The organism is Leisingera aquimarina DSM 24565, from assembly GCF_000473165.1.
Taxonomy (GTDB): Bacteria; Pseudomonadota; Alphaproteobacteria; order Rhodobacterales; family Rhodobacteraceae; genus Leisingera; species Leisingera aquimarina.
This window is the reverse complement of record NZ_KI421504.1, coordinates 663,549-681,014: the sequence shown is the minus strand read 5'-3', so window position 1 is coordinate 681,014 and position 17,466 is coordinate 663,549. Positions and strand designations below refer to the sequence as shown.

Annotated in this window: 22 protein-coding genes and 2 riboswitches; of the genes, 10 read left to right on the top strand and 12 right to left on the bottom strand. The window is 62.4% G+C overall.

Translation table 11 applies throughout. From position 1 onward, the window contains the following. Window positions 1-2: 2 nt before the first annotated feature. The 4 genes from AQUI_RS0107205 to AQUI_RS0107190 form a co-directional block, all read right to left on the bottom strand. On the bottom strand, window positions 3-245 hold the full coding sequence (locus AQUI_RS0107205; protein ID WP_027256906.1) for an exodeoxyribonuclease VII small subunit: 243 nt from the start codon (window positions 243-245) through the stop codon (window positions 3-5). Next, complete coding sequence (locus AQUI_RS0107200; RefSeq protein WP_027256905.1) at window positions 242-1,168, bottom strand: histone deacetylase family protein; 927 nt, start codon at window positions 1,166-1,168, stop codon at window positions 242-244. Before AQUI_RS0107200 ends, AQUI_RS0107205 begins: the two co-directional genes overlap by 4 nt. A 130-nt stretch (window positions 1,169-1,298) precedes the next feature. Beyond that, window positions 1,299-2,000: a response regulator gene (locus AQUI_RS0107195; protein ID WP_027256904.1), complete on the bottom strand. Its 702-nt coding sequence runs from the start codon at window positions 1,998-2,000 to the stop codon at window positions 1,299-1,301. A gap of 5 nt (window positions 2,001-2,005) precedes the next feature. After that, window positions 2,006-2,509 carry a MarR family winged helix-turn-helix transcriptional regulator gene (locus AQUI_RS0107190; RefSeq protein WP_027256903.1) on the bottom strand — a complete coding sequence of 168 codons (504 nt, stop codon included), beginning with the start codon at window positions 2,507-2,509 and terminating at the stop codon, window positions 2,006-2,008. 161 nt (window positions 2,510-2,670) lie between these two features. Here AQUI_RS0107190 and AQUI_RS0107185 point away from each other — a divergent pair, with 161 nt between their 5' ends. After that, complete coding sequence (locus tag AQUI_RS0107185) at window positions 2,671-3,537, top strand: branched-chain amino acid aminotransferase (protein WP_027256902.1); 867 nt, start codon at window positions 2,671-2,673, stop codon at window positions 3,535-3,537. Window positions 3,538-3,596: 59 nt separating this feature from the next. On the opposite strand, the gene AQUI_RS0107180 is transcribed toward AQUI_RS0107185, so the two are convergent. Continuing rightward, entirely contained in the window at window positions 3,597-3,926 is a 330-nt protein-coding gene (locus AQUI_RS0107180; protein WP_027256901.1) for a cupredoxin domain-containing protein, read from the bottom strand. Continuing rightward, window positions 3,917-4,441, bottom strand: a complete 525-nt coding sequence (locus AQUI_RS0107175) for a DUF4142 domain-containing protein (protein WP_027256900.1) — start codon at window positions 4,439-4,441, stop codon at window positions 3,917-3,919. The genes AQUI_RS0107180 and AQUI_RS0107175 overlap by 10 nt, the downstream gene beginning before the upstream one ends. 142 nt (window positions 4,442-4,583) lie before the next feature. Between AQUI_RS0107175 and AQUI_RS0107170 the strand changes: the two genes are divergently transcribed. After that, window positions 4,584-5,543 (top strand): AraC family transcriptional regulator, encoded by a 960-nt coding sequence (locus AQUI_RS0107170; RefSeq protein ID WP_027256899.1) that lies wholly within the window; start codon window positions 4,584-4,586, stop codon window positions 5,541-5,543. A 143-nt stretch (window positions 5,544-5,686) separates the two neighbouring features. Then, window positions 5,687-6,058: an SPW repeat domain-containing protein gene (locus AQUI_RS0107165; RefSeq protein ID WP_027256898.1), complete on the top strand. Its 372-nt coding sequence runs from the start codon at window positions 5,687-5,689 to the stop codon at window positions 6,056-6,058. Between the two features lie 3 nt (window positions 6,059-6,061). On the opposite strand, the gene AQUI_RS0107160 is transcribed toward AQUI_RS0107165, so the two are convergent. Next, window positions 6,062-6,898, bottom strand: a complete 837-nt coding sequence (locus AQUI_RS0107160; protein ID WP_035920252.1) for a LysR substrate-binding domain-containing protein — start codon at window positions 6,896-6,898, stop codon at window positions 6,062-6,064. 96 nt (window positions 6,899-6,994) lie between these two features. On the opposite strand from AQUI_RS0107160, the gene AQUI_RS0107155 reads away from it, so the two are divergent. Together AQUI_RS0107155 and AQUI_RS0107150 are read left to right on the top strand one after the other, a co-directional pair. Next, the gene (locus AQUI_RS0107155; RefSeq protein ID WP_027256896.1) at window positions 6,995-7,699 is read left to right on the top strand and encodes an SDR family oxidoreductase; all 705 of its coding nucleotides are present in this window, start codon (window positions 6,995-6,997) and stop codon (window positions 7,697-7,699) included. Next, window positions 7,689-7,943, top strand: coding sequence for a DUF6552 family protein (locus AQUI_RS0107150; protein WP_027256895.1), 255 nt, complete (start codon window positions 7,689-7,691; stop codon window positions 7,941-7,943). The genes AQUI_RS0107155 and AQUI_RS0107150 overlap by 11 nt, the downstream gene beginning before the upstream one ends. Window positions 7,944-7,949: 6 nt before the next feature. Here AQUI_RS0107150 and AQUI_RS0107145 read toward each other — a convergent pair whose 3' ends face one another. Continuing rightward, complete coding sequence (locus tag AQUI_RS0107145) at window positions 7,950-8,885, bottom strand: DMT family transporter (RefSeq protein ID WP_027256894.1); 936 nt, start codon at window positions 8,883-8,885, stop codon at window positions 7,950-7,952. 94 nt (window positions 8,886-8,979) lie between these two features. Here AQUI_RS0107145 and AQUI_RS0107140 point away from each other — a divergent pair, with 94 nt between their 5' ends. Next, the gene (locus AQUI_RS0107140; protein ID WP_027256893.1) at window positions 8,980-10,482 is read left to right on the top strand and encodes a malonate--CoA ligase; all 1,503 of its coding nucleotides are present in this window, start codon (window positions 8,980-8,982) and stop codon (window positions 10,480-10,482) included. A 40-nt stretch (window positions 10,483-10,522) separates the two neighbouring features. On the opposite strand, the gene AQUI_RS0107135 is transcribed toward AQUI_RS0107140, so the two are convergent. Then, window positions 10,523-11,161: a cation efflux transmembrane domain-containing protein gene (locus AQUI_RS0107135; protein ID WP_027256892.1), complete on the bottom strand. Its 639-nt coding sequence runs from the start codon at window positions 11,159-11,161 to the stop codon at window positions 10,523-10,525. A gap of 73 nt (window positions 11,162-11,234) precedes the next feature. On the opposite strand from AQUI_RS0107135, the gene AQUI_RS0107130 reads away from it, so the two are divergent. Then, window positions 11,235-11,651 carry a MerR family transcriptional regulator gene (locus tag AQUI_RS0107130; protein ID WP_027256891.1) on the top strand — a complete coding sequence of 139 codons (417 nt, stop codon included), beginning with the start codon at window positions 11,235-11,237 and terminating at the stop codon, window positions 11,649-11,651. Between the two features lie 66 nt (window positions 11,652-11,717). On the opposite strand, the gene aroC is transcribed toward AQUI_RS0107130, so the two are convergent. Further along, the gene (gene aroC / locus AQUI_RS0107125) at window positions 11,718-12,818 is read right to left on the bottom strand and encodes a chorismate synthase (RefSeq protein WP_027256890.1); all 1,101 of its coding nucleotides are present in this window, start codon (window positions 12,816-12,818) and stop codon (window positions 11,718-11,720) included. A 232-nt stretch (window positions 12,819-13,050) separates the two neighbouring features. Further along, window positions 13,051-13,142, top strand: a riboswitch (TPP riboswitch). A gap of 32 nt (window positions 13,143-13,174) precedes the next feature. Between aroC and thiB the strand changes: the two genes are divergently transcribed. From thiB to AQUI_RS0107110, 3 genes are read left to right on the top strand one after another with little or no spacing between them, the layout of a single operon-like run. Next, complete coding sequence (gene thiB / locus AQUI_RS0107120) at window positions 13,175-14,152, top strand: thiamine ABC transporter substrate binding subunit (RefSeq protein ID WP_027256889.1); 978 nt, start codon at window positions 13,175-13,177, stop codon at window positions 14,150-14,152. Then, on the top strand, window positions 14,128-15,684 hold the full coding sequence (locus AQUI_RS0107115) for a thiamine/thiamine pyrophosphate ABC transporter permease ThiP (protein WP_027256888.1): 1,557 nt from the start codon (window positions 14,128-14,130) through the stop codon (window positions 15,682-15,684). Before thiB ends, AQUI_RS0107115 begins: the two co-directional genes overlap by 25 nt. Further along, the gene (locus tag AQUI_RS0107110) at window positions 15,671-16,363 is read left to right on the top strand and encodes a thiamine ABC transporter ATP-binding protein (RefSeq protein WP_027256887.1); all 693 of its coding nucleotides are present in this window, start codon (window positions 15,671-15,673) and stop codon (window positions 16,361-16,363) included. The genes AQUI_RS0107115 and AQUI_RS0107110 overlap by 14 nt, the downstream gene beginning before the upstream one ends. On the opposite strand, the gene AQUI_RS0107105 is transcribed toward AQUI_RS0107110, so the two are convergent. Together AQUI_RS0107105 and AQUI_RS0107100 are read right to left on the bottom strand one after the other, a co-directional pair. Beyond that, window positions 16,360-16,797 (bottom strand): 6,7-dimethyl-8-ribityllumazine synthase, encoded by a 438-nt coding sequence (locus AQUI_RS0107105; protein ID WP_027256886.1) that lies wholly within the window; start codon window positions 16,795-16,797, stop codon window positions 16,360-16,362. The two genes, AQUI_RS0107110 and AQUI_RS0107105, sit on opposite strands and share 4 nt — an antisense overlap. A 78-nt stretch (window positions 16,798-16,875) precedes the next feature. Continuing rightward, window positions 16,876-17,025: riboswitch (FMN riboswitch) on the bottom strand. 50 nt (window positions 17,026-17,075) lie between these two features. Continuing rightward, the gene (locus AQUI_RS0107100; protein ID WP_027256885.1) at window positions 17,076-17,372 is read right to left on the bottom strand and encodes an antibiotic biosynthesis monooxygenase family protein; all 297 of its coding nucleotides are present in this window, start codon (window positions 17,370-17,372) and stop codon (window positions 17,076-17,078) included. Window positions 17,373-17,466 lie beyond the last annotated feature (94 nt).

The following is a 17,466-nucleotide window of genomic DNA, read 5'->3' as shown; positions in this document are numbered from 1 at the left end:
GCTCAGCCGGCGTCCAGCGGCTGGGTGCCCTTAGGGGTGCCGTTTGCGTCAAGTGTGATGGCGGCGACCTTTTCCTCGGCGCGCTTCAGTTCATCCTCGCAGCGTTTTTTCAGCGTCGCGCCGCGTTCATACAGCGCGATTGAGGCATCCAGCGCCACGTCGCCGCGCTCCAGCTGGTCCACCACGCCTTCCAGCTCACGCATCGCCTGTTCAAAGCTCATCTGGTCTACGGGGGTCTCAGTCATGCCGGTGCCTTTATCAATTCTTCCACATGTGCGCGCGTTGCCGCGGCCAGCGCGTTCAGATCATATCCGCCCTCCAAAGTCGAGACGATACGGGCGCCGCAGAGTTCGCTTGCGAGGTTGCAGAGTTCGGCGGTGATCCAGGCGAAATCCGCGGTTGCCCAGTTCAGGCTGGCCAGCGGGTCGTCCTGATGGGCGTCAAAGCCGGCCGAGATGATGATCAGCTCCGGTTTGAAGGCGCGCAGGCGGGGGAAGGCCTGGGTTTCATAGGCTGCCTGCATTTCCGCCCGGCCCGAACCCGGTGCCAGTGGCATGTTGAGGATATTGCCATGGGCGCCGTCTTCATCCGGGCGGCCGGAGCCGGGCCAGAGCGGCATCTGCTGGCTGGTGATCACCAGCGCGCGCGCCTCGTCCCACAGCAGATCCTGGGTGCCATTGCCGTGATGCACGTCGAAATCCACCACCGCAACGCGGCTGAGGCCGTGATGATCCAGCGCATGTTTGGCCGCCAGTGCTGCATTGCCGAACAGGCAGAATCCCATCGCGGTATCGGTTTCGGCATGATGTCCTGGCGGGCGCACCGCGGCAAAGGCGTTCTGCACCTCGCCGCCCAGCACCATATCCACGCCGCGCACCACGGCACCAGCCGCGCGGAAGGCGGCATCCAGTGAGCCAGGAGACATGAATGTGTCGCCGTCAATCTGTGCCCAGCCTTCAGCAGGCGAGGCTTTGCGAAGGTTCGACAGGTATCCGGCAGGGTGGATACGCAGAATATCGTCTTCGGCGGCCATCGGTGCTGTGACGCGTTTCAGGTCAAGCGGTTCCAGCGCCTGCAGGATATGTTCCAGCCGCGCCACCTGTTCCGGATGCCCGTCCGGTGTCACGTGGTTCAGGCAATCCGCGTGGGTGATCAGGGCGGTTGTCATGGCGCGTGTCCTCCTGCGGCCGGGTTTGGCGCGACCCTAGGGGGCAGCGGTGCTGCGCGGCAAGGGGAATCCCGGGGCTCTGCCCCGGACCCCGGGATATTTCTGGCAAGAGGAAGAGGCGCGGTACGCTTTAGTCGGGTGCCAGCATATAGCCCGCGCCGCGTACCGTCTGCAGGTATTGCGGCTGTTTCGGGTTCGGCTCGATCTTGCGGCGCAGACGGGTGATCTGCACGTCCACCGCGCGTTCCTGCGCCTGGCCGCGGTCGCGGCCCAGATCCTCGACCAGCTTGGTGCGGGAGACCGGCTCGCCGGGCTGGGCCGAGAAGATTTTCATCAGCTGGCTTTCGGTGCCGGTGAGGCGGATCAGATCGTCGCCCTGCCACATCTCGCCGCGTTCAATGTCGTACCGGATGGCACCCAGATGCAGCACTTTGGGGGCGCTTTCCTGTGCGACGGTGTCCGGCATCCGCCGCAGGATCGCATTGACGCGCAGCAGCAACTCCTTGGGCTCAAACGGTTTCGGCAGGTAATCGTCTGCCCCTGCTTCCAGTCCGGCAATCCGGTCCTCGGTCTCACCTTTGGCCGTCAGCAGCAGGATCGGGGTGGCCATGGTGTCGCGTAAGGCGGTGGTCAGCGAGATACCGTCCTCGCCCGGCATCATCACATCCATGATAATCAGGTCGAAATCCAAGCCCGCCAGCACCCGCCGGGCATGGGCGGCATCGCGCGCAGCAGTGACTAGAAAACCCGAGCGCATCAGGAATTTCTTCAAAAGCCCGCGGATGCGTTCGTCGTCATCGACGATCAGCAGATGGGCGTCATTCATGCTCATGTGGCTCAATCCCGAAGCTTGGCATAGGCACGGCGCATATCCGCATCCATCATTGCCTCAAGCACCTTCTTGAAGCCTTGCACCGCCTCGGGGCCGGCATCTTTGTAGGCGGCGCGCATCCGGGCGCGCTGTGCGTCTGACAGCGTGGCTTCCAGCGCCGCGCCCTGATCGGTCAGGTACAGATGCCGCTCGCGCTTATCCAGCTCACCCACCTTGCTGATCACCAAACCGTCGCCGATCAATGTGCGCAGCACCCGGTTCAGCGACTGTTTGGTCACGCCCAGAATACTGAGAAGGTTGTTCACCGTCGTTCCGGGTGAGCGGTTGATAAAGTGGATCGCCCTGTGATGCGCCCGGCCATAGGACAATTCTGCCAGGATCCGGTCGGGATCGGCCGTAAAGCCGCGGTAGGCAAAAAACATTGCCTCAATCCCTTGGCGCAGCTGCTCATCCGTCAGAAACAGCAGGCTTTCGCCGCCGTATCCCTGCCCTGTCCGGCCTTCAGGCATTCGGTGCCCCCTTGTCTGTATTACCGTGCAGTTTATGTCAGTGTTGTTGACATTCCAAGGGTGAAGATGTATCGAATCTCAGCTTTGACGCAAGATTATGTCCGCTCCGGTCGTAATGTGCGCAATAAATGGAAATCCCGCAGAGTTTAGGAGGGTGCGGCATGGCAGGTTATGACGACCGCGACGGTGTGATCTGGATGGATGGAGGGCTGGTCGATTGGCGGGATGCCAAGGTGCATATCCTGACCCATGCGATGCATTATGCCTCCTCGGTGTTTGAGGGTGAGCGCGCCTATAACGGCAAGATCTTCAAGAGCCGCGAGCATTCCGAGCGCCTGATCGCCAGTGCCGAGGCGCTGGATATGCCGATGCCCTATACCGTTGATCAGATCGAGGCGGCCAAGGATGAAGCGCTAAAGGCTTCCGGCCTGCAGGACGCCTATGTGCGAGCGCTGGTCTGGCGCGGTTCGGGCGATGATATGGGCGTGGCCTCTGCCGCCAACCCGGTGCGCATGGCGATCGCGGTCTGGGGCTGGGGCGCCTATTACGGCGACGCCAAGATGCAGGGGGCCAAACTGGCCATTGCCGAATGGAAACGCCCGAGCCCGGAAACCATTCCGGTCCACGCCAAGGCGGCCGGCCTCTACATGATCTGCACCATCTCCAAGCATAAGGCGACCGCGCAGGGCTGCTCGGACGCACTGTTCATGGACTGGCGCGGCTATGTGGCTGAGGCGACCGGTGCCAACATCTTTTTCGTGAAAGATGGCGAAGTACACACCCCGCTCGCGGATTGCTTCCTCAATGGCATCACCCGCCAGACCGTGATCCAGATGCTGAAAGACAAGGGCATCACCGTGCAAGAGCGCCGCATCAAGCCGGAAGAGATGGAAGGGTTCGAGCAGTGCTGGCTGACCGGCACCGCCGCTGAGGTGACCCCGGTGGGCGAGATCGGCCCCTACAAGTTCGAGGTCGGCGCGCTGACCCGCGAAATCGCCGAGGACTACGAGAAGCTGGTGCGCAGCTGACTTTAGCCGGGCTTTGAATGCAAGGCGGGCGTCCCCCTCGGAGGGACGCCCGTTTTTTGTCAGCTGATCACCTCGACCATACCGCGCATATGCGGATGGTAGGCACAGAAGTAGGGGTAAGTCCCGGGCGTGTCGAAACGAAGGCTAGCACTGTCGTTCTTTTCAAGCTCGCCGGTGTCCCAGTTCACCTCATCGCCGGTAGCGGTATGAGGGGCGAAATCGTGGTTGATCCATTCGATACTTTCGCCTGCCCGGATGGTTACATGGGCGGGTTCAAAAGCAAAGGCGTGGATATCAACCCGTGCGGCAGGGGCGCCCGTGGCGGGAAGGGCGGGGGCCACTGCCACCGCCCCCGCGCCCAGGCAGAGCTGCCTGCGGTTTAGGCGCATTGCAGGCCTTTAACCATCATTTCAGCATGGCCTTCATGCACCTTGAATGTCACCAGTGCTTCGCTCAGCAGCTCTTTCAGTGGCTCAACCGTGACTGCGGGGATAAAGCTTTCCTCAACGGTCTTGTTCACCACTTGGTGATAACCGAGTTCATTCTGTGCATAGACGCAGTCGAAGGCCTTGCCCGACAGGCTCATCAGTTCGGCCCGTTTATCAGCGGCACCCTGAACCAGCGCCCGGCTGAGGTCATTGTCCTGCGGGGTCACGTTCAGTTTAGTGATCAGATTAACTGCAGCGGTGTTCACCGCCGCATGGTCGCGGAGCATGGTCTCGGCAAAGGCGCGCACCTCGGTGTTTTCGGACACAGCCAGCGCCAGATGGGCATAGCGGATGTCCAGCTGACCGGCGGTATAGGCAGTGTGCGCAATCTCCAGGTCGTTCATCTTTTCGCCTGCCTGAACGGTTTGCGCTAACAGGCTGGTGGCAATGGCAGCGGACAGGAAAAGGGTCTTCATCTTGCGTTTCTCCAACAATTGGGTTCTTCGGTAGGGCTAAGAATGGCGAAGAACGCTCGCATTAGAATGCGCGAAACACCAAAGAGTATTGCAGATCGTTCAGCCCTGTGGACGGGCCGGAAAAATGACGTATCCTACTGCCATGCTTGATCTGCTTAGTGATATCCTGACCCGCCTGTCCCTCAAGGGGACGCTCTATTTCTGCACTTCTTTTACGCCGCCCTTTGGAGTCCAGGTGCCGCAGTTTGAAAATGTCGCGCGATTCCACTTCGTGCAGCGCGGCGAGCTAAAGGTGCATGTCCCGACAACTGATGAGACATTGCGGCTGAAGCAGGGAGACCTGGTACTGATCCCGCATGGTGCCGCCCATATGCTCTTGTGCAATGAGGTGCAGCCGCTGGAGGCTTTGCCGCTGGAGCAGGTGCTGGAGGACGCCGGGTACGATGGTGACGGAGTACTGGTTTATGGCGGTGAAGAAGAAGGCCGCGATACCCAGCTGATCTGTGGCCATTTCTCTTTTGCGGGTGTGCCCGGGCGGCGCGGTGCCGGGCATATGCTGATTGACCGGCTGCCACCCTACATCGTGATCGAGAACTACGGCGAGGAGGCCGGCGCCTGGATCGAGGCGACCTTGCGGATGATCGGCTCAGAGGTGCACGGCGCCCGCATTGGCGGCGATTTGATTGCGCTGAAACTGTCGGAGGTGCTGTTTGCCCAGGCGATCCGCGCCTATCTGGAGCACCAGAGCCCCAGCGGTTCGGCCTTGGCTGGATTTGCAGATCCGCGGATTTCCCGGGCGCTGACCGCCTTTCACCAGTCCCCGGCGCAGGAGTGGAGCGTCGAAGGGCTGGCGCGCGAGGCTGGCATGTCGCGCACTGCATTCGCTCAGGAGTTTGCCGCCAAGATGGAGGTAACACCGATGCAGTACCTCACCGGTTGGCGGATGCAGATCGCCTGCCAGGGGCTGACGGAACAGGGATTGAACGTGGCCGACGCTGCCGAGATTGCCGGCTATGCGTCCGAGGCGGCATTTTCACGGGTGTTCCGCAAGCAAGTCGGCATGTCGCCCGCAGCCTACCGGCAGCAGCACGTGGCGGCCTGAACCGGGCATTCCTTCCAGATTCTGAACGATCTGCATGGTTATTCGGATGAATTGAAATTCACCGTTCGGAATAAACGGATCAATCTGGGGACAGAGCCGCAAATGATGCGGCCAGGACACTCTCAGTAACAAGGACCTGATCCATGCCTCTTCGTTTCGTGACCCGCACCATCCACGCCTATCTCGACTATCCGGTGGCAATCGCCCTGATGGGGCTGCCGTTTCTGCTCGGCCTTGGTGACAGCAACCCGTTGGCGCTGTGGCTGTCTGTGGCGACCGGTATCGCCGCTCTTGTGCTCACAGTGCTGACCGACCACCACCTGGGCCTGATCCGGGTGCTGCCGTACAGGCTGCATCTGACCGTCGACCTGATTGTTGGCCTGACCTTTCTGGCCGCACCGTTCCTCTTTGGTTTTGCCGGTCTGGACGCCGCCTTCTATTGGCTGAACGGGGCCGCCGTTGTTGCGGTGATCTCGCTCAGCGCGCCGGAAGAGGCTGAGGCGGCCTCGGCCTGATCCTTATTGGCGTAGCAGCCAGTCCACCACTGCCTTGGCCCGGCTTTTTGCGCTGGGCCACAGCACATGGAAGCCCTGGTCCTCCAGCCGGGGCGCTTGCCACAGCACCACCAAGGGCTGGCTGCCCAGAAAGATCCGGGGCACCAATGCGATGCCCTGGCCGTTCACCGCCGCATCCATCGCCAGCGCTGTCTGGTTGAATTGCAGGACCCTGCCGGTGGCTGTGAGGCTCTCCTGGCGCAGCAGAAGGTCCCAGTGGCGGTGCCCGTCCTGGATCAGCGTGTGCTGGGCCAGGTCCGCCAGTTCCAGCGACTCTTCCTGTGCCAAAGCCGAGTCCGGCCGTGCCACTGCCACCAGGTCCACTAGCGACAGCAGGGCAGAATTCAGCCTGCTGTCCTGCGGTTTGCTGCCTTGGCGGATGGCAATGTCGATGCCGTCCCGTTTGAAATTTGTCAGGCTCTCCTCTGCCACCACCCGAAGGTCGATGTCCGGATGCGCGGCCTCGAACTCCGGCAGCCGCGGTACCAGCCATTTTGAGGCAAAGGAGGGTGGCACCGACAGCGTCACCCGCTGCACCGCCGGGGCCAGCTTGTCTGTTGCATCCCCGATCAGTGCCAGGGCCTGCTGCACCGGCGCGTGGTAGCTGCGCCCGGTGTCGGTCAGCGTCAGCCCGCGGGCGTGGCGGTGGAACAGTTTGTGCCCCAGATCCGCCTCCAGTCGCCGCACTTGCTGCGCCACCGCGCCTTGGGTCAGGTGCAGCTCTTCTGCCGCGCGGCCGAAGTTCAGATGGCGGGCGGCAGCGTCAAACATCCGCAGGGCATTGAGATTGGGCAAGCGCATCAGATCCAAGACAGTAGTTTTTCTGCAGTCTCGCGCGATGAGACATGATTGGTCAAGCGCGCCTTCAACGACCATCTTGGGAACAAGCAAAGGAGTATGGAAATGACCAAAGTAGCACTCTTCACCGCCGCAGGCAGCGGCATGGGCGCCGACGCTGCCCGCCATCTTCACGCACAAGGATATGAGGTCGCTATCCTCTCCTCTTCCGGTAAGGGCGAGGCCCTGGCGCAAGAGCTGGGCGGCGTGGGCCATACAAGCTCTAACTTGGAACAAAACGACCTGCAGGCGCTGGTCGATAAGGTTATGGACCGTTGGGGACGGATTGACGTTCTAGTCAATTCCGCGGGCCACGGCCCCAAGGGGGACATCATGGAAATCAGCGATGACGATTGGCATCTGGGAATGGAATTCTACCTGATGAACGTGATCCGGCCCGCCCGGCTGGTGGCCCCGATCATGGCGGCGCAGGGCAAAGGCTCGATCATCAACATCTCGACGTTTGCGGTGTTTGAGCCCGATCCGCTGTTCCCCACATCTGGCGTGTTCCGGGCCGGGCTTGCCAGTTTCACCAAACTGTTTGCCGACAAATTCGCCGCCCAGGGCGTGCGGATGAACAACGTGCTGCCGGGCTTCATTGACAGTCTGCCGGAGACCGAAGACCGCAAGGCACGCATCCCGATGGGCCGTTATGGCACCGCGCGCGAAATCTCTGCGCTGATTGCTTATCTGGCCTCGGATGATGCGGCCTATACGACTGGGCAGAACATTCGCGTTGACGGGGGGCTGACCCGTGCAATCTGACGTACAGGCCCTGCCAAGACAGGTCACAGTCAACCCGGCGTTTGTTCTGAAATGGGCCGCGTCCATCGTGCAGATCCTAGGATATTCTGCCACTGCCTGGGGTTTGCACCCTTGGAACATCTATCTGTTCCTGGCGGGCCTCACGGGCTGGTTCCTGGTCGGTGTGCTGTGGAATGACCGTGCGATCATGCTGATCCACGTGGTGGCGTTGGGCGCAATGATTGTAGGCTTCTGGTCAAGTTAGAGCCTGTTATCCGCCCTTGGGGTCGATCATCGGCTTGGCCTTGCCGCGCTGCAGGCCCAGCCGGTGTTCGCGCCAGATCACCAGCACATTACCGGCAATGACCAGCCCGGCACCTGCCAGCATCACCAGTGTCGGCCATTCCTCGAACCAGATGTAGCCGATGACGATGGCAAAGATCATAGAGGCGTAATCGTAGGGCGCCAGCATCGAGGCCGGGGCGAAGCGGTAGGAGGAGGTGACCAAGATCTGTGCAATCCCGCCGACCAGCCCGGCGCTGACCAGCAGCGCGGTGGTTTGCGTGTCTGGCACTACCCAGCCGAAGGGCGCGGTCAGCAGCGCCAGACCGGAGGCCGTGAGCGAAAAATAGAACACGATCGCTGCGGTGTGTTCCGATTGCACCATGCGGCGGATATGGATTTGTACAAATCCTCGTGCCACTGTCGCCCCGACCACCAGCAGCACACCCAGCATGGCGCCGTCGCTCATATCTCCGCCAAGCCGAGGCCAGATCATGATCATAACGCCCAGCAAACCGATCGCTACTGCGGAAATCCGCACCAGCCGGATGGTTTCCCCCAGAAACAGCGCCGCCAGGATCAGGGTGAAGATTGGCGTGGCATATCCGATGGCGGTGACCTCGGGCAGCGGCAGCAGTGCCAGCCCCATGAAGGTCATAGCCATGGCTGACGTTCCAACAAGGCCGCGCCACACGTGAAACATCGGCTTTTTGGTGATCAGCCCGTGTCGCAGCTCTCCGCGCATGGATAGCCAGGCCACAATCACAGGAATCGCAAAGAAAGAGCGGAAGAACACCGCCTCGCCTGCAGGCACATGTTCGGATGTCGCCTTGATGATCCCTGACAGGGCGGTGAACAGGGCAATTGCTGTCACCTTCAGGAGAATCGCTAGCATCGGTCGATGCGATGTTAAGGATTTTGCCATGGCGTGAACCTGCGCCCGTGCGCCGCAAAGATCAATGGCTTGATTTCGGGGGATCAAGGCGCGCAAATGGCGCCGCCAGATGAAGGAGCTGCCGATGTATGATGCCAACCACCTGATCCGCCAATTGCGCGAGTCGTCCCTGGAGCGCGAGGAGGCTGTCTTCGCCCGGCTCCCGAACGGTGGCACGGTTACCTCCGGTGCGCTGTTTGCCGGTGCCGAGCGGATGGCGGCGGCGTTGGCGGCCTTGGGCGTGCAGCCCGGCGACCGGGTCGCGGTGCAGGTGCAGAAAACGATTCAGGCGATTGAACTGTATCTGGGCACGGTCATGGCCGGCGGTGTCTTTCTGCCGCTGAACACAGCCTATACCGGGTCGGAGGTCGCCTATTTCGTTGGCGACGCAACGCCCCGGGCCGTGGTCTGCGATCCTGCGCGTTTGGAGGAGATCAGCGCGATCTCCGGCGAGGCCGAGGTGCTGACACTGGATGCCGCGGGGCAGGGCACCTTGCGCGATCTGGCGGACGGGCAGCCCGGGTTTGAGCCCGTTTCACGGCAGGCTGATGATCTGGCGGCGATCCTTTATACCTCCGGCACCACCGGCCGCTCCAAAGGCGCGATGCTGAGCCATGACAACTTGGCCTCCAACTCGCTGACCCTGAGGGACTACTGGCGGTTCACCAAGGATGACGTGCTGATCCATGCGCTGCCGATCTTCCACACCCACGGGCTGTTTGTGGCGACCAATGTGGCGCTGTTTGCCGGTGCCCAGACGGTGTTCCTGCCGGGGTTCGATGCCGATGCCATCCTGGAGACGATGCCCACCGCCACCGCGATGATGGGGGTGCCGACCTTTTACACCCGTCTGCTGGCGGATGAGCGGCTGACCCGGGACCGCGCCGCAAACATGCGGCTGTTCATTTCCGGCTCAGCGCCCCTGCTGGTGGATACCCACGAGCAGTGGGAGGGTCGAACCGGCCACCGCATCCTGGAACGGTACGGGATGACCGAAACCAATATGAGCACGTCGAATCCCTATGACGGAGAGCGCCGGGCTGGCACCGTCGGCTTCCCGCTGCCGGGGGTTGAGGCGCGGGTGATGAAGGACAGCGCTGAGGTGCCCGCAGGAGAGATTGGCGCGCTGGAGGTGCGCGGGCCGAACGTGTTCCAGGGCTATTGGCAGATGCCGGAGAAGACGGCGGAGGAACTGCAGCCGGACGGCTGGTTCATCACAGGCGACATGGCAAAGATCGGCGCCGATGGCTATGTCACGATCGTCGGGCGCGAGAAGGATCTGATCATCACCGGTGGCTTCAACGTCTACCCCAAGGAGGTGGAGAGCCTGATCGACGATTTGCCCGGCGTGTTGGAAAGCGCGGTAATTGGTGTGCCGCATCCGGATTTCGGCGAGGCCGTGGTGGCCGTCGTGGTGCTGGAGGGCGCAGGCACCAGCGCTGAGGCCGTCAAGGCGGCTCTGTCGGGGCAATTGGCCAAGTTCAAGCAGCCCAAGGAGATCATCCTGTTGGACGCCCTGCCGCGCAACACCATGGGCAAGGTGCAGAAGAAAGCCCTGCGTGAGGCATACGCAGGGCTGTTTGACTAAGTAACACAAGGCAGGGTTTGTCCGCTTGCGGCACGGGCTCTTAGTGTAGGTGGGCTTCCGCGTGCGCCTCTTCCTCGCGCCATTCCCGCACCGCCTGCACCAGGATCTGGAAGGCAGAGCTCAGGAACAGCCCCCCCATGATGCCGGCCACGATCAGATCCGGCCAGCCGGTGGCAGTGCCCCAGACCCCCAGTGCTGCAATCATCACCGCCACATTGCCGATGGCGTCATTGCGTGAACACAGCCAGACCGAGCGCACATTCGCGTCGCCGTCCTTGTAGCGGGCCAGCAGCAGCACCGAGATCAGATTGGCGGCCAGCGCCATGAAGCCGATCACACCCATGATCTGCGCCTGCGGCACGCCGACGTAGAACACCTGATAGACAGTAGAACCAAACACCCAGAGCCCCATCAGCAGCAGGCTGATGCCCTTGCCAAGTGCTGCCAGCGCGCGGGTGCGCAGGGTGGCGCCGATCACAGCCAGCGAAATGCCATAAGTCAGCGCATCACCCAGAAAGTCCAAAGCGTCCGCCTTCAGGGCCTGGCTACCGGACAGCTGCCCCGCGCCCATCTCCACCGCGAACATGCCGGCGTTGATGACGATCACCAGCCAAAGCCTGCGTTTATAATCTGCCGAGACCCCGTCGAACCGGGCGTTGTGATTGCAGCAGCCTGCCATTTCTCTTGTCCTCATTTCCGATTCGGGATCAAAGTAGGACCTCTAGTCACTAGAGCATCAAGAGGTTTTATAAATGTTTTCCATCGGCCAGCTTTCCAAGGCGACTGGGGTGAAGGTTCCCACCATCCGCTATTACGAGGAGATCGGCCTGCTGCCCGCGCCGGGCCGCAATGCCGGTAACCAGCGCCGGTACGGGCAGGGCGGCATGGATACGCTGGGCTTCATCAAACACGCCCGCGACCTTGGATTTTCACTGGAGGATATCAAATCGCTGATGGGTCTCGACGGACACCTGGGCGATGACTGTGCCGCAGCCGACAAAATTGCCCGCAGTCAGTTGGCCAATGTCCGCGACCGGATCCGCAAGCTGGAACAGCTGGCAACCGAGCTGGAGCGGATCAGCCATCTGTGCGACGACGGCAATGGCGGCTGCTGCCAAGTGCTGACGGCGCTGGGCGATCACAGGCTATGTGCGGGTGATCACAGCTAGAAAAGCTGCCTGAAGGACGTCGCGCCCGGACCTTTTCGGGCGATACACTTTATTAGAGCCTTAAGTTCAGCCGATCCGGCCCTGATTCTCGCCGATCTGACCGCGGTGCAGCAGCAGGTGGTCCAGAATCACACAGGCCATCATCGCCTCGGCCACCGGCACCGCGCGGATGCCGACGCAGGGGTCGTGGCGGCCCTTTGTGATGACTTCCACGGATGAGCCATCCTTGCGGATCGACTGGCGCGGGGTGAGAATCGAGGAGGTCGGCTTCACCGCAAAGCGTACCACCACATCCTGCCCGGTGGAGATCCCGCCCAGAATTCCGCCGGCGTGGTTGGAGGAATACTCCGGGCCTTTTTCACCCATGAAGATCTCATCGGCGTTTTCCGAGCCTTTCAGCTTTGCTGCATTCATGCCCTCGCCGATCTCCACGCCCTTCACTGCGTTGATCGACATCATCGCAGCGGCCAGATCAGTGTCCAGCTTGCCGTAAACCGGCGCGCCGATGCCTGCGGGGACATAGCGGGCCACAACTTCGACAACAGCGCCAACCGAATCGTGCGCCTTGCGCAGGCCCTGCAAATAATCTTCCCATTCCTGCACTGCGCCTGCGTCAGGGATCCAGAAGTCATTCTGCTCTATCGCGTCCCAGTCGAACCGGCTACGGTCGATCTCCAACTCGCCCATCCGGGTCATGTAGCCCTTGATCTCCAGCCCCGGCGCCAGCGCCTTGATTGCTTCACGTGCAACACCGCCCGCAGCCACCCGCGCCGCGGTCTCGCGCGCCGAGGAGCGGCCGCCGCCGCGGTAGTCGCGATTGCCGTATTTCTGGAAGTAGGTGATGTCGGCGTGACCGGGGCGGAAGGTCTGGGAGATCTCGCCATAATCCTTGGAGCGCTGGTCGGTGTTTTCGATCATCAGCTGTATCGGGGTGCCGGTGGATTTGCCGTCGAACACGCCTGACAGGATTTTCACCGCGTCCGGCTCGTTGCGCTGGGTGGTGTTCTTGTTCTGGCCGGGGCGGCGCTTGTCGAGCCACTGCTGCAGCATCTCCGGCTCCAGCGGCACGTTCGGCGGGCAGCCGTCGACGGTGGCGCCTAGCGCGGGCCCGTGGCTCTCGCCCCAGGTGGTGACGCGGAAGAGGTGTCCGAAGCTGTTGATCGACATGAGGCGCTGTCTCCTTTGCGGCGTGCTTAGCGGGCGGGGGCGGCTCTCTCAAGGGGATTCCTGTGTTGCAGCGCGGGTATTAGGGGCGCTACCCCCGCCGCCTGCGGCGGCTCCCCCGGGATATTTTCAGCCAGATGAACAGGGGATCCGGGTTGCCAGCGGTCCGGTTTGGGCAAGCGGTAGGTCCTGGCCTGACTTTGGCTTGTCATTGCCGCTCGAGGGGCCTAGGGTGCGCGCCACCTCGGGGTGCGCGGCAGCGCTGAGATGACACCCGTTGAACCTGAACCGGCTCACACCGGCGGAGGGAAGGTACTGGACAGCCTCCACCCTTGCCCGAAGCCGCAAAGGAGGATGCCATGAAACATCTTGTTTTTGCAGCGGGACTGCTCGGCGCATCGGCAGCTTTTGCCGAAACGCCTGAACTGGTCGTTTACACCTATGACAGCTTTGTCTCCGACTGGGGTCCGGGCCCGGCGGTGGAAAAGGCGTTTGAAGAGGCCTGCGGCTGCGACCTGAAACTGGTCGGCACGGGCGACGGCGCGGCGCTGCTGGCGCGGGTCAAGCTGGAGGGCGAGCGCTCTGACGCGGACGTGGTACTGGGCCTCGATACCAACCTGACTGCGGCGGCCAAGGAAACCGGCCTGTTTGCGGAGCATTCGGTCAGCGCCGATTTTGCGCTGCCGGTCGAATGGAACGACGCGACCTTTGTGCCTTATGACTGGGGCTATTTTGCCTTTGTTCACAACGCCGATGCAACGGCACCTGCGGATTTCAAGGCGCTGGCTGCCAGCGACAAGAAAATCGTGATCCAGGACCCGCGCTCCTCGACTCCCGGTTTGGGCCTGCTGTTGTGGGTGAAGGCCGCCTATGGCGACGAGGCGCCGGAGATCTGGAAGGGCCTCTCTGACAACGTGGTCACCGTGACCAAGGGCTGGTCCGAGGCTTATGGAATGTTCCTGGAGGGCGAGGCCGACATGGTGCTCTCCTACACCACCTCGCCCGCGTACCACCTGATTGCTGAGGAAGACGGCTCCAAGGCTGCTGCCGCCTTTGGCGAAGGTCATTACATGCAGGTGGAAGTTGCCGGCAAGCTAGCAAACACCGACCAGCCGGAGCTGGCCGACCAGTTCCTGGCCTTCATGGTGTCTGATGCCTTCCAGTCGATCATCCCGACCACCAACTGGATGTACCCGGCGGTAACGCCGGAGGGCGGACTGCCGGAAGGGTTTGACACATTGATCGCGCCGGAGAAATCGCTGCTGCTGAGCGAAACCGAAGCCGCGGAGGTGCGCGATGTGGCGCTGGGCGAATGGCTGGACGCGCTCAGCCAGTAAGCGCCTTTCTAGGGATCTGTGCGGCCCTTTTGGTGGCTGCGCTGATCCTCGGAACCCTTGGGGCAGTTGCCCTAAGGGCTGAGGCCGGAAGCGGATTCGCAGCCAGCGACTGGGCCGCGGTCCGCTTTACGCTGACACAGGCGAGCCTGTCGGCGCTGCTGAGTGTCGGCCTCGCCATTCCCGTTGCCCGCGCTTTGGCGCGGCGGCGGTTTCCGGGGCGGGGGTTTCTGATTGCCCTGCTGGGCGCACCGTTCATTCTGCCAGTTATTGTTGCCATTCTTGGGCTCCTCGCGGTCTTTGGCCGGGCTGGCTGGCTGAGCAGCCTTCTTGGCCAATTCGGGATGGAACCGGTGCAGATCTACGGGTTGCACGGCGTGGTGCTGGCGCATGTCTTTTTCAATCTGCCGCTGGCGACCCGGCTGATCCTGCAGGGCTGGCAGGAGATTCCTGCCGAGCGCTTCCGCCTTGCGGCGCAGCTGGATGCCGGGGCGCTGGCGATGTGGCGGCTGCTGGAAGGGCCGATGCTGCGGCGAGTGGTGCCCGGCGCACTGGCGGTTGTCTTCGCCATCTGCCTCTCCAGCTTTGCGGTGGCGCTGACATTGGGCGGCGGGCCCAGAGCCACAACCATTGAACTCGCCATCTATCAGGCGTTCCGCTTTGATTTCGATCTGGGCCGCGCGGCGCTGCTGTCGGGCATGCAGTTGCTGCTGACCGGCGCCGCTGCGCTGGTGGCGCTGCGGGCGTCGGCAGGAGAGGGCTTTGGCGCTGGTCTTGACCGTGCGGCGCGGCGCTGGGACGGGCAGGGTGCGCTGGCGCGCGGCTTGGATGTTTTCTGGATTATCCTGTCTGCGGCGTTCCTGCTGCTGCCGTTAGCCACAATCGTGCTGGCGGGACTGCCGGGGCTGGCAGATTTGAAAAGCAGTATCTGGCAGGCCGCTGGAAACTCCATACTGGTTGCTGCGGTCAGCACATTGATCCTGCTGGGGCTGGCCCTGCCGATGGCCGCCGCGGTGGCCGCCGGGCGCAACGGCATGACTGAACTGTCGGGCATTCTGGGCCTTGCGGCCTCGCCTCTGGTGATCGGCACCGGGCTGTTCATCCTGATCTACCCCGTTGCCGATCCCTTTGTCTTGGCTGTGCCGGTGACGGCGCTGGTCAATGCGGTGATGGCGCTGCCGTTTGCCATGCGGATCCTGGTACCCCGCGCCAGCGAGGTGCTGGCGCGCTATGGCCGGCTGTCGCTGTCGCTGGACATGCGGGACTGGGCTTTTGTCCGTAGGGTTTACTTGCCCCGGATGCGGGCGCAGACAGGGTTTGCCGCCGGGCTGGCCGCGGCCTTGTCGATGGGAGATCTGGGGGTGGTGGCGCTGTTTGCTGATCCGGATTTTGCAACGCTGCCCTTGCAGATCTACCGGCTGATGGGGGCGTACCGGATGGAGGCAGCGGCGGGTGCGGCGCTTCTGTTGCTGATGCTGTCGATGGGCGCATTCTGGATTTTGGACCGCGGAGGACGCTGGCATGCTGAGGCTTGAGAACTGCCGGATCATGAACGGCGACTATGCGGTCGAGGCGGATCTGGAGATCGCGCCCGGTGCTTGCGTGGCGGTGATCGGCCCCTCCGGTGCTGGGAAATCCACGCTGGTGGAGGCTGTGGCCGGTTTCCTGCCTGTCACCCGCGGGTGTATCTTGTGGAAGGGCGCGGACATGACCAACCGGCCGCCGGGCAAGCGGCCGGTGGCGATGCTGTTTCAGGACGGCAACCTGTTTCCGCATCTGGCCGTGGCGCAAAACGTCGGCTTGGGGCTGCATGCCAACCTTCGGCTGAGCCGGGCGGAGTGGAGCCGGGTCGATGCAGCGCTGGAGCGGGTCGGCCTTGGCGGCATGGGTACACGCAAGCCTGCGGCGCTGTCCGGGGGGCAGCAAAGCCGGGTGGCACTGGCGCGGGTTCTGGTGCAGGGGCGGGGCATTCTGCTGCTGGATGAACCCTTTGCCGCGCTTGGCCCGGCGTTGAAGGCAGAGATGCTGGATCTGGTCGCGGAGCTGGCCCGCGAAAGCGGTGCCACGGTGCTGATGGTCAGCCACGATCCGGATGATGCGCGCCGGATTGCAGATCAGGTGGTCCTGGTGACGGATGGCACGGCGCATCCGCCGCAACAGACGGCGGAGCTGCTGGACAACCCGCCGCCTGCCTTGAAGGCCTATTTGGGTTAGGCGGCCAGCGCCGCTTCTCGAGTTTTGGTGATCATCAGCGCGGCGCAGGCGGCTTCTTTGCCTTTTTGAATGAAGTGCTGGCGGTAGATGGCGACGTGGTGATCGGTTTCCTGAAATTGATGCGGGGTCAGCGAGACCGACAGCACCGGCACTCCGGTTTCCATGCCTGCACGCATCAGCCCGTCGACAACTGCCTGGGCGACAAAGTCATGCCGGTAGATGCCGCCATCCACCACCAATGCGGCGCAAGCCACGGCGGCGTATTTTCCGGTCTTGGCAAGCTCCTGCGCCAGCAGCGGCATTTCAAAGGCGCCGGGCACGTCGAAGACATCGACTTGCGCTTCCGGGATCAGCTGCAAAAACCCTTCCAGCGCCCGGTCAACAATATCAGCATGCCATTGCGCCTTGATGAAGGCATAGCGGGTGTGTGTCATATCGTAATCTCCTTTGGTTCTGACACGTCACCCAAGGCGATCACGAACAGACGGGCGCGTTTCTGGCGCCGCCCTTCTGCACGTTCTCTTCCATCCGGACTGTGACCGTCGGCTCTGGAGTTGCACCAAATCTGCTGACACTTCCAAATCCTTGGAAGCCGCTCGCGGGCTTACGGGATTGGCCCGCTTACCGCCGGTGGGGAATTCCGCCCCGCCCTGAGAACGGCGGGACTGTGCCAACCAGCAGGGATGCCTGCAAGCGGGAATTTCACAATGAGTTAGGTTTCCACCAGATCATAGTGTTTAATGGTGCGCGACTCGACCAGTTCTGCCTCAGCCGGGTCGATATGCGGGCTGGTGTAGTCCTCGCCCGCGAAGGCTTTGAGCGACGCCAGATCCTTCCACACCATCACAAAACTGAACTCCCGCGGAGTTTCGGCGCGGGGTGCGCCGGGCAGGACGGAAACGATGCCTTCGGTGCCTTTCATCAATGGAATTGCGGTTTCATGAAAGAACTTGCTGAACTCGGCTTCCTTGCCGGGCCGGATGACAACCTGGAATATCCGCATGATCATTTGGAGACCCTCCTGACACTGGTTTTGCCCGCCCAGCGTAACACAGAGTGATGATTGCCCCTTTCCCTTGGCAGGGCTTGCAGTAGGCTGCAGC

Coding starts and splice junctions, on each gene's coding strand:
- AQUI_RS0107205 (WP_027256906.1), bottom strand. CDS start 245: ATGACTGAGACCCCCGTAGACCAGATGAGCTTTGAACAGGCGATGCGT.
- AQUI_RS0107200 (WP_027256905.1), bottom strand. CDS start 1,168: ATGACAACCGCCCTGATCACCCACGCGGATTGCCTGAACCACGTGACA.
- AQUI_RS0107195 (WP_027256904.1), bottom strand. CDS start 2,000: ATGAGCATGAATGACGCCCATCTGCTGATCGTCGATGACGACGAACGC.
- AQUI_RS0107190 (WP_027256903.1), bottom strand. CDS start 2,509: ATGCCTGAAGGCCGGACAGGGCAGGGATACGGCGGCGAAAGCCTGCTG.
- AQUI_RS0107185 (WP_027256902.1), top strand. CDS start 2,671: ATGGCAGGTTATGACGACCGCGACGGTGTGATCTGGATGGATGGAGGG.
- AQUI_RS0107180 (WP_027256901.1), bottom strand. CDS start 3,926: ATGCGCCTAAACCGCAGGCAGCTCTGCCTGGGCGCGGGGGCGGTGGCA.
- AQUI_RS0107175 (WP_027256900.1), bottom strand. CDS start 4,441: ATGAAGACCCTTTTCCTGTCCGCTGCCATTGCCACCAGCCTGTTAGCG.
- AQUI_RS0107170 (WP_027256899.1), top strand. CDS start 4,584: ATGCTTGATCTGCTTAGTGATATCCTGACCCGCCTGTCCCTCAAGGGG.
- AQUI_RS0107165 (WP_027256898.1), top strand. CDS start 5,687: ATGCCTCTTCGTTTCGTGACCCGCACCATCCACGCCTATCTCGACTAT.
- AQUI_RS0107160 (WP_035920252.1), bottom strand. CDS start 6,898: ATGCGCTTGCCCAATCTCAATGCCCTGCGGATGTTTGACGCTGCCGCC.
- AQUI_RS0107155 (WP_027256896.1), top strand. CDS start 6,995: ATGGAAATGACCAAAGTAGCACTCTTCACCGCCGCAGGCAGCGGCATG.
- AQUI_RS0107145 (WP_027256894.1), bottom strand. CDS start 8,885: ATGGCAAAATCCTTAACATCGCATCGACCGATGCTAGCGATTCTCCTG.
- AQUI_RS0107140 (WP_027256893.1), top strand. CDS start 8,980: ATGTATGATGCCAACCACCTGATCCGCCAATTGCGCGAGTCGTCCCTG.
- AQUI_RS0107135 (WP_027256892.1), bottom strand. CDS start 11,161: ATGGCAGGCTGCTGCAATCACAACGCCCGGTTCGACGGGGTCTCGGCA.
- AQUI_RS0107130 (WP_027256891.1), top strand. CDS start 11,235: ATGTTTTCCATCGGCCAGCTTTCCAAGGCGACTGGGGTGAAGGTTCCC.
- aroC (WP_027256890.1), bottom strand. CDS start 12,818: ATGTCGATCAACAGCTTCGGACACCTCTTCCGCGTCACCACCTGGGGC.
- thiB (WP_027256889.1), top strand. CDS start 13,175: ATGAAACATCTTGTTTTTGCAGCGGGACTGCTCGGCGCATCGGCAGCT.
- AQUI_RS0107115 (WP_027256888.1), top strand. CDS start 14,128: ATGGCTGGACGCGCTCAGCCAGTAAGCGCCTTTCTAGGGATCTGTGCG.
- AQUI_RS0107110 (WP_027256887.1), top strand. CDS start 15,671: ATGCTGAGGCTTGAGAACTGCCGGATCATGAACGGCGACTATGCGGTC.
- AQUI_RS0107105 (WP_027256886.1), bottom strand. CDS start 16,797: ATGACACACACCCGCTATGCCTTCATCAAGGCGCAATGGCATGCTGAT.
- AQUI_RS0107100 (WP_027256885.1), bottom strand. CDS start 17,372: ATGATCATGCGGATATTCCAGGTTGTCATCCGGCCCGGCAAGGAAGCC.